Source organism: Micromonospora sp. NPDC048830 (genome assembly GCF_043198215.1).
Lineage (GTDB): Bacteria > Actinomycetota > Actinomycetes > Mycobacteriales > Micromonosporaceae > Micromonospora.
On the sequence record NZ_JBICUP010000093.1, the window covers coordinates 1 to 8,156 of the forward strand.

General features: G+C 68.3%; 8 protein-coding genes. 3 read left to right on the forward strand and 5 right to left on the reverse strand.

Annotated elements, in window-relative coordinates; all coding sequences use genetic code 11:
* From ACGFIZ_RS33675 to ACGFIZ_RS33685, 3 genes are all read right to left on the reverse strand, one after another.
* On the reverse strand, positions 1-244 hold a 244-nt coding region (locus ACGFIZ_RS33675; protein ID WP_393427234.1), incomplete at its 3' end, for a carboxyl transferase domain-containing protein.
* Positions 241-819: a biotin transporter BioY gene (locus tag ACGFIZ_RS33680; protein WP_393427237.1), complete on the reverse strand. Its 579-nt coding sequence runs from the start codon at positions 817-819 to the stop codon at positions 241-243. The genes ACGFIZ_RS33675 and ACGFIZ_RS33680, both read right to left, overlap by 4 nt.
* Before the next feature lie 206 nt (positions 820-1,025).
* The gene (locus tag ACGFIZ_RS33685; protein WP_393427240.1) at positions 1,026-2,618 is read right to left on the reverse strand and encodes a methylmalonyl-CoA mutase; all 1,593 of its coding nucleotides are present in this window, start codon (positions 2,616-2,618) and stop codon (positions 1,026-1,028) included.
* 93 nt (positions 2,619-2,711) lie between these two features.
* Between ACGFIZ_RS33685 and ACGFIZ_RS33690 the strand changes: the two genes are divergently transcribed.
* The 3 genes from ACGFIZ_RS33690 to ACGFIZ_RS33700 all read left to right on the forward strand — a co-directional run bounded on the left by ACGFIZ_RS33690 (position 2,712) and on the right by ACGFIZ_RS33700 (position 5,165).
* The gene (locus tag ACGFIZ_RS33690; protein ID WP_393427243.1) at positions 2,712-3,350 is read left to right on the forward strand and encodes a TetR family transcriptional regulator; all 639 of its coding nucleotides are present in this window, start codon (positions 2,712-2,714) and stop codon (positions 3,348-3,350) included.
* A gap of 97 nt (positions 3,351-3,447) precedes the next feature.
* Complete coding sequence (locus ACGFIZ_RS33695; RefSeq protein WP_393427246.1) at positions 3,448-4,029, forward strand: IS607 family transposase; 582 nt, start codon at positions 3,448-3,450, stop codon at positions 4,027-4,029.
* Entirely contained in the window at positions 4,026-5,165 is a 1,140-nt protein-coding gene (locus tag ACGFIZ_RS33700) for an RNA-guided endonuclease TnpB family protein (protein WP_393427249.1), read from the forward strand. The genes ACGFIZ_RS33695 and ACGFIZ_RS33700 overlap by 4 nt, the downstream gene beginning before the upstream one ends.
* 467 nt (positions 5,166-5,632) lie before the next feature.
* Here ACGFIZ_RS33700 and ACGFIZ_RS33705 read toward each other — a convergent pair whose 3' ends face one another.
* Positions 5,633-7,177 carry a class I adenylate-forming enzyme family protein gene (locus ACGFIZ_RS33705; RefSeq protein WP_393427252.1) on the reverse strand — a complete coding sequence of 515 codons (1,545 nt, stop codon included), beginning with the start codon at positions 7,175-7,177 and terminating at the stop codon, positions 5,633-5,635.
* Between the two features lie 222 nt (positions 7,178-7,399).
* Positions 7,400-8,156 (reverse strand): fumarylacetoacetate hydrolase family protein (locus ACGFIZ_RS33710; protein WP_393427255.1); only part of this gene is annotated, 757 nt, incomplete at its 5' end.

Below are 8,156 nucleotides of genomic sequence, written 5' to 3' on the forward strand. Positions count from 1 at the left end.
CCAGGCCGAAGTTGGTGGACCGGTGCCGGGCGAACTCGTCCAGCTCGACGAAGGAGCCCTCGTCGAGCAGCATCTCGATCCGCTCCCGGGCGGTCTTCTTGCCCCGCGCGTGCTGCTTCTCGACCGCCCGCGCCGACCCGGCGTGCACCGCCTCGTCGACCCGTCGCTCCAGGTCCGCCAGCTTGCCCGCGGTGCTGTGGATGTTGATCCCGGTCTCCGGCACCGAGGCCGTTTCCGCGCTCATTGCGCGCGCCCGGTGGAGTCGAGACGGGTGACCAGCGCCCAGGCTGCCGGGAGGAGACTTGATGCCAGTACCGCCTTGAGGGCGTCGCCGGCGAGGAAGGGTGCCATACCAACGGCGACCGCTTTGTCCGCGCCCATGCCGGTTACGATGGCCAGCCAGGTCACCCCGCACGCGTAGATCACCGCCGAAGCCAGCGCCATGACTGCCAACTCGCGAAGCACCGTCCGGTCGGTGCCACGACGCGAGCCGGCGCCCACGATCAGCGAGGCGAGCAGAAAACCAACGAGGTAACCGCCGGTCGCGCCGACCAGGACATGCACGCCGTGAGCGCCCTGCGTGAAGACGGGCAGCCCTGCGGCGCCGAGCGCCAGGTAGAGCACCTGGCTGGCCAGTCCCCGGGCCGGACCGAGGGCGGCGGCGGTCAACAGGACCGCGAACGTCTGCCCGGTGACCGGGACGGGCGAGCCGGGGATCGGTACGACAACTTGAGCGGCGAGAGCGGTCAAGGCCGTACCCAGGACGACCGTGGCGCCGCTACGTGTCAGCACTTTCGGGAGTGCGGACTCGGCCAGCACGGGCAGTGGAGTGGGGAGGCTGAGCGCGGTAGTCATTGCTGTCCTTGTCTGCTAAGGCTGGGCTCGGTCGGGTGAGTTGCCGGTGAGCGCCCGGCAGAGGAGAAAGCTGGCCGCATCGGCAATTGACTCTCCGGAGGCCGGCCGTCTCGAAGCGGCACGAACGTCGTGCCGCTCAACGTCCGGCCGCCAAGGCGGTTGTGGACGCGTCACCACGAGTCGCGCGGGACGTACAGGCCCCACACATCGCGCAGGGCATGGCTGACCTCGCCGACCGTGGCTCGCTGGCGCAGCGCCTCGCGCATCGGCACGAGGACGTTGTCGCGGCCCGACGCCGCGGCGCGCAAGTCATCTAGGGCTCGGCCGACCGCGTCGTTGTCACGCTCCTTGCGTAGCGCCGCGAGGCGTTCGCACTGGTCGATCTCAATTTGGGGGTCGACCCGGAGGGGCTCGTACGGCTCCTCCTCGTCCAAGGTGAACCGGTTCACCCCCACCACCGTCCGCTCGCCGTGGTCGATCTGGAGCGCAATCTGGTAGGCCGAGCGCTCGATCTCGCGCTTCTGGAAACCCTGCTCGATCGCGGCCACGGCGCCCCCACGGTCCTCGACCGCTTGGATGAGCTCCACCGCGGCCGCCTCCACGTCGTCGGTCATCGCCTCGATGGCGTAGGACCCGGCGAACGGGTCGACCGTCTTGGTGACATCCGTCTCGTAGGCGATGACCTGCTGGGTGCGCAGCGCCAGGCGCGCGGCCTTCTCCGTCGGAAGTGCGATGGCCTCGTCGTAGGAGTTCGTGTGCAGACTCTGCGTCCCGCCCAGCACCGCCCCGAGCCCCTGTAGCGCCACCCGCACCAGGTTGACCTCGGGCTGCTGGGCTGTCAACTGCACGCCGGCGGTCTGGGTGTGGAAGCGCAGCATTTGGCTCTTGGGGTTCTTCGCGCCGAACTCCTCCCGCATGATGCGCGCCCAGATCCGCCGCGCCGCTCGGAACTTCGCCACCTCATCGAGCAGCGTGGTCCGGGCGACGAAGAAGAACGACAGCCGCGGCGCGAAGTCGTCGACGTCGAGCCCGGCCGCGATGGCTGTGCGGACGTACTCCTTGGCGTTGGCCAGGGTGAAGGCGATCTCCTGCACCGGGGTGGCCCCCGCCTCGGCGAGGTGGTAGCCGGAGATGGAGATCGTGTTCCAGCGCCGGATTTCTTTCTGGCAGTAGGCGAAGATGTCGCTGATCAGGCGCAGGGACTCCTTGGGCGGATAGATGTATGTGCCCCGGGCGATGTACTCCTTGAGCACATCGTTCTGGATCGTGCCCGTGAGCTGGTGCCCCGCGATTCCCTCCTCGGCGGCGACCAGTTGGTAGAGCAGCAGCAGCGTCGAGGCCGGGGCGTTGATGGTCATCGAGGTGCTGACCTTGTCCAATGGCAGGCCGCGGAACAATGTCCGCATGTCATCGAGGGAGTCGATGGCCACCCCGACCTTGCCCACCTCGCCATGCGCGATCGGCTCGTCGGAGTCGTAGCCCATCTGCGTGGGCAGATCGAAGGCCACGGACAGACCGCCCGTGCCCGCCTTGACCAACTGGTGGTAGCGCTCGTTGGACTCCTTGGCCGTGCCGAACCCCGCGTACTGGCGCATCGTCCACGGCTTGCCTGTGTACATCGTGGGGTAGACGCCGCGGGTGAAGGGAAACTCCCCCGGCGTGCCCAGCTTGGCCTTCGGATCGAAGCCCTGCAGCGAAGACTCGTCGTAGACCGCGTCGATGGGTAGGCCGGATTCGTTGCGGCCCTGCGGAGGCACAGACATAGATTGAAACCTAGTGGCACTCGGTGCCAGGCCTCAAGCACACCGTGCCTGTGATCTGTCACTCAATTGCGAGAGTGTGGTATTGTCCCCACCATGTACCCGAACATCCCGCCGGCCGCCCCACCAGCGGGGGAGCCCATCCGGGATCGGCTGGCACGGGCCGCCTTCGAGCTATTTGCGGTCCAGGGGTACGAGAGCACGACCATCGATGACATCACGACGGCCGCGGGTGTCGCCCGGCGCACGTTCTTCCGGCACTTCCCTTCCAAAGAAGACGTGATCTTCCCTGATCACGACTCGGTCTTGGACCGCGTGCGTTGGTACCTTGGTTCCTCCGCAAATACCGAGCCGATCTTCGCCGTGGCCGAGGCGACCAGGCTGATCTTCGAGAGCTTCATGGCGACGCCAGAACAGACACTCGCCCGCTATCGGCTGACGCGCGAAGTCGCGGCTCTTCGAGACCGCGAGGTCGCCAGCGTCGCCAGGTACGAGCGGGTTCTCAGTGACTACCTGCGGAGCAGGCTGCCGAACACCGCCAAGGCCGCCCTCGCGGCCCATGTCGCGGCCGCGTCCTTTGTCGCCGCCCACAACCAGGTCCTCCGCGAGTGGCTGCGGCCTGGAGGAGTGAAGGATCCCCGCCCTGCCTTGGAGGCCGCATTGACGACGGTCGCCGACCTCATGACACCGCTGATCGCTCTGAGCAGCCGACAAAGCTCACAGAGCGCCGTCTGAGCGGGTTGCCAAAAGTCCTGCGCGTAGCCGGGGAGGGGGTGACAACTGTTGGCGTGTCGGTGATCTTTAGCAACAGATAGCAGTGTATAGTTTGGTCGTGAATTTGAAGGAATGGGCGGCGGCGACGGGCGTCTCATACGTGACCGCGCGGCGGCAGTATGCGGCCGGCACGCTGCCCGTTCCCACGTACCGGCTCGGCCGTCTCATCATGGTCGGTGAACCGCTGACCGGCGCGGCACCCGATACCGGGAAGACCGTGGTGTATGCCTGCGTCTCGTCGGCCGAGCAGCAGTCGGACCTGGACCGGCAGGTCGCCCGGGTTGCGGTCTGGGCCACTGGCCGGCACCTGGCCGTGGACCAGGTCGTGACTGAGGTTGGGTCAGCGTTGGACGGGCAGCGGAAGAAGTTCCTCGCGCTGCTGCGTGATCCTGCCGTGACGACGATCGTGGTCGAGCATCGAGACCGGTTTGCCCGCTTCGGCGCCGAGTACGTCGAAGCCGCACTGGCTGCGCAGGGCCGCCGGCTGCTGGTTGCCGACCCGGCTGAGGTCGACGACGATCTCGTGCGCGATGTGACCGAGATCCTGACCTCGTTGTGCGCGCGCCTGTACGGGCGGCGTGCCGCTGCCGACCGTGCGCGCCGCGCCGTCGAAGCCGTCACCGAGGACAATCCGACGTGAGGACGATCCAGGCGTACCGGTTCGCCCTCGACCTCACCCCGGGACAGGAACGGGCAGTGTATGCGCACGCCGGGGCCGCCCGCGTCGCCCACAACTGGGCGCTCGCCCGGGTGAAGGCGGTCCTGGACCAGCGGGCCGCGGAACGCACCTACGGCGTCTCGGACGACCAGCTCACCCCGGTAGTGTCGTGGTCGTTGCCCGCTCTGCGTAAGGCGTGGATGGGCCGGTTGAAGCTGCACGAGTCTGCCCGCAAGCTCGCCCGCCGTCTCGAAGCGGGCACGGCACGGATCATGTCCGCGGCCGTGCGGCGTGACGGCGGCAGGTGGCACGTCTCGTTCACCGTCGAGGTCGAACGCGCCGAGCGGACACCGGACCGGCCGGGCAGTGTGATGGGTGTCGACGTCGGCATCACGCACCTCGCGGTGCTGTCCACCGGCGAACTCGTGCCGAACCCGCGCCACCTGGCCACCGCGCGGGACCGGCTTCGGCGGCTGGGCCGGGCGCTGTCGCGTAAGTCCGGCCCGGACCGTAGGACCGGACGGCGGCCGTCGAAACGCTGGCAGCGCGCCGCGAACCGGCTCGGCCGGACACACGCCGGGGTGGCGAACCTGCGCCGCGATGGCCTGCACAAGCTCACCACCCGCCTCGCCGCCGGGCACGGCACCATCGTGGTGGAAGACCTCAACGTCACCGGGATGCTGGCGAACCGGCGCCTGGCCCGGCACATAGCCGACGCCGGGTTCGCCGAGATCCGCCGCCAACAACTGACGTACAAGACCGACTGGAACGGCGGCCAACTGCTGGTTGCCGACCGCTGGTATCCATCCTCGAAGACCTGCTCGGGTTGCGGCGCGGCGAAAGCCAAGCTGGCCCTGTCCGAGCGCGAGTACCACTGCCAGGCGTGTGGCCTGACCATGGATCGGGACCGCAACGCCTCGCTCAATCTGGCCGCCCTCACGGCCAGGCACGACACCGCCGGGAGTGGCCCGGTGGCAGCACGTGGAGCCGACCAGAAGACCCGCGTACGCGGGCAGGTGGCCATGAAGCGTGAACCCGGCACGACACCAGTCGGTCAGACCGGGACCGTCCCACTGCAAGGCGGGACTACCAACCGTGTGCTCACCAGAGCGCACTGAAAGGTGACGGTAGACCCCGGGTGCCGTTCGTAGGTGATCGGGGACAATTCCGGCGTGAGTTCGGCTGTACGCCCATGACGGGCCGATCAGCACCAGCCCGGGTGTGCCGGCCGGGGCCAATCTGGCCCTGTCACTGGTCGAACGGGATCACGGGCCGGCGCCGTGGTCGTGCTCAGTCCGAGGGCGCGGGGGTCAACGGCATCCTGCTGGACAAGATTGCGGATGTGAGCGCGGCGGTGGCCTGCTCGGGAGCGTGCGGATTGGTCAGCAGCACCAGGCCGAGAGCGGGCGGTACGGGGAGCCCGGTCGAGGCGGGTAGCTCGGCGAGGTCCAAGGGCAGAAGGGATCGTGCGAACACCGCGATGCCCGGCCCGGCCCTGACCGCGGCGAGGACCCCGTTGACGTCGTGCCCCTCCCTTAAAGATCAAGCTGAGCGACGGTCTTCAATCCGGGCTGCACCGATCACCTCACGAGGCGCCGCCCGCACGATGTGAGGACGCGAGCTCTGCGCGTAGCAGGTCCTTGCGGACCTTCCCGACACTGGTGCGGGGTAGCTCGGCACGCACGATCACCCGGTCGGGGATCTTGAAGCTCGAGAGGTGTCCGCGGCACCAGGCGATCAGCTCCTCGGGAGTGGCTTCCTCGCCCGGTTGCAGGACAACGTGCGCGACGATCGTTTCGTCGTAGATCTCGTCTGGCACACCGTGGACGGCGGCTTCGAGTACTGCGGGATGGGTGCCGATCACCTGTTCGACCTCCGTCGCGGAAACGTTCTCGCCGGCCCGCTTCACCATGTCCTTTGCCCGGTCGACGAAGTGGGCGCGACCGTCGTCGTCCATGCGAACCAGATCGCCCGTGCGAAGCCAGCCGCCCGAGAGCAGGTGCTCGGTCTCGGCCGGGCGCCCGTCGTAGCCGTCGGTGATGTCCACCCCGGGATTGCCGCGCACATGCAGCTCGCCGGGGGTGCCCGGCGATACGGGCCGCCCGTCTACGTCGACAAGGCGGATCTCGAGATGGCGTAGCGGGCGGCCGATCGAGTCCCAGGACCGGCGGCTGTCCGGAGGGTTGACGAAGGGGGGCAGCACGGTCTCGGTCATGCCGTAGAGCTGGACGAGCAGTGTGCCGAACCGGGACTCGAACTCCTCGGCCTGCGCCGGTGCGAGGTTCTGGGCGAAGAGGACCAGCCGCAGCTTGTTCGCGGCGTCGGCGGCGTCCGGCTGGGTCCGGGCCAGCACCATTCGTACCGGCGCCGCGAACAAGCTGGCCAGCGTCGGGCGAAGCGTCCGTGCCTGGCGTGGCCATCGGGAAGCGGAGAACCGTGAGGTCAGCGCGACCGATCCGCCCACGGTCAGTGCGGACATCAGGCAGTAATATTGCGCGTTCCCGTGGAACAGCGGCAGCGTCACGAGCCAGCGATCGCTGTCGCTCATGGCCAGGTGCTCGGCCATCGCGGCGCCGACCCGGGCGTAATTCGCGTGGGTTACCCGGACTCCCTTGGGCGCGCTGGTCGTGCCTGAGGTGAACATGATGGCGGCGAGGCCGTCCCGTGTGACGTGCGGCGCCGCCGAGTTCGGCAGCTGGCGCCGCTCGTTGAGTTCGACGGTGGTCAGGACGGGCACGGAGCCGGCCGCGAGCGCTGTGTCCCGCAGGGTTGGTGCCACGACGGACAGGACGGCTCGCGACTCCCGCAGCTGGTGCGCGGTCTCGGCGACGGTGGAGAGCGGGTTCACGGGGACGGTGACGGCACCGAGCCGGCCACAGCCGAACCAGACGTCCAGGAACTCCGGGCAGTTGGCGGTCATCAGGTGGACCCGGTCCCCGGCTCGTACGCCGAGCCGTGCGAGCAGCTCGGCAGTCGCGGCGGCTCGGCGCACCTGTTCCGCGTAGGTGATCTCGGTGATTTTCCCGTCGTCGCCCTCGAACACCAGGAAAGGGGCGGTCGGGAAAGCCGCTGCCCGCCGGTCGAGCAGGGTGTTCGCGTCGGCCGGGTGTTCGTCGCCGTTCAGCAGCATGATGGGTTCGCTCCAGATAGTTGGCTGTGAAGAGAATCGACCGACCGGCGGGGCCATCCGATCAACGACGCTGTGAAGCGTGTACAGAACAACAGTTCGAGGTGCCGGGAAGGCCCCTGGCGTCAGTCTCAGGGACGAATTCAGCGCACCAACCGAGAACGAGCACAGCCGACCCCGCCCGATTCCCAACCTTCGAGGCGGCGCGGGGCAGGCCATGGGATCTCAGAGGTGCACCGGTGGAGCCCCGTGATAGCTGCGAAGGCCGGCCCCGGGCGGCGGGACGCGCCGTTCGCCCACTGGATTACGCAAGGTTCCGATGCCGGACGCCTCGAGTTCGACGACGTCGCCCGAGCGAATCCACCGGTCGAGTTCGAGTCCGCAGCCACCGCCGACGGTTCCGACCGCGAGGAACTCTCCCGGTCGCACGTCCTCGTCGAGCGATGCCCAGGCCAGTACCTCGGCGAAGGAGAACTGCCGGTCGGCGGTGGTACCGGTGGCCCAGGTCTCACCATTGACGCGAGCGCTGAGCCGGATGTCCCATTCGTTGACCTCGTCCATCGTGAGCACGCACGGTCCCATCGCCGTGCAGAAGTCCTTGCCCTTCGACGGCCCGATCGACATTGACATCTCGAAGAACTGGATGTCGCGGGCGCTGACATCATTGAAGATCGTCACGCCTGCGATGTAGTCGGCCGCCTGCTCCGGAGTGAGGTCCCGGCCGCCCCGGGAGGTGAAGAAGCCGACCTCGAGCTCGAAGTCGAGCTGCTCCGTGTAGGACGGCCAGAGCAACGGCTCGTCCGGGCCGATGATCGAGTCGGCGTTGCACTTGTAGCAGATCGGCATCGCGGCGAGCGCCGGTGGCGTCGTGAGACCGGCTCCGCTCGCGTGTGCCCGGTAGGTCAGGTAGTCCCGTACCCGTGGTGGTCGGGGCACCGGGGCGAGGATACGAACGTCTGTGACCGGATGGGCGACGGGCCGT

Bases quoted from the DNA above. Each gene is read 5' to 3' on its own strand.
- ACGFIZ_RS33685 (WP_393427240.1), bottom strand. From the start codon at position 2,618: ATGTCTGTGCCTCCGCAGGGCCGCAACGAATCCGGCCTACCCATCGAC.
- ACGFIZ_RS33690 (WP_393427243.1), top strand. From the start codon at position 2,712: ATGTACCCGAACATCCCGCCGGCCGCCCCACCAGCGGGGGAGCCCATC.
- ACGFIZ_RS33705 (WP_393427252.1), bottom strand. From the start codon at position 7,177: ATGCTGCTGAACGGCGACGAACACCCGGCCGACGCGAACACCCTGCTC.